This is a genomic window from Pseudomonas typographi, assembly GCF_014694385.1.
Lineage (GTDB): Bacteria > Pseudomonadota > Gammaproteobacteria > Pseudomonadales > Pseudomonadaceae > Aquipseudomonas > Aquipseudomonas typographi.
On sequence record NZ_JAAOCA010000127.1, the window covers coordinates 1 to 594 of the forward strand.

General features: G+C 48.3%; 1 protein-coding gene. It reads left to right on the forward strand.

Annotation, left to right across the window (positions count from 1 at the left end; genetic code table 11):
- Nucleotides 1-30 precede the first annotated feature (30 nt).
- Nucleotides 31-594 (forward strand): GGDEF domain-containing protein (locus HAQ05_RS28015; protein WP_190427675.1); only part of this gene is annotated, 564 nt, incomplete at its 3' end.

Here is a 594-nt window from a genome sequence, read left to right on the forward strand (position 1 = left end):
GTGGGGGGGTTTACTTATACAACACGTAGTATGACTGATGCCATTGTGCCTACATTTGCGCCGCTTGAAGAAATTCGTACCTCTTATCTGAAAATAATGACCGAAAAATCCAATGACAGGCTCGCCGATGCGTCTAGGTGGCTTATTTTTATAACTCTGATAGTGGCATCTGGCATGCTGATCTACGTTGTATTGTTACTATGGGCGCAGCGAGTCATTTTCAAGCCGCTCCTGCAAGCGCGATACAATATCGTGGCCCTTGCCGATGATCGGACCATAGAGCTCCCACAAGATTTTAGAAACTCTGGAACTGAGCTCGATGAAGTATTCAAGGCCTTGAGTGTGCTGAAGGCTCGGCTTGTGGAACGGCGGGAGATAACTGCGAGTTTGCGGACGCACGCGCTGACGGATGGGCTGACCGGGCTTTTGAATCGGCGCGCATTTGATCAAATTGGGGACGGTAAAAGCTATTTTACCGATCTGCCAGATGTCATTGGTCTTATTCTACTCGATATTGACCATTTCAAATCTGTGAACGACAATTACGGCCATGCTGCGGGAGATACTGTTTTGAGGGCGGTAGCTAAGGCTTTG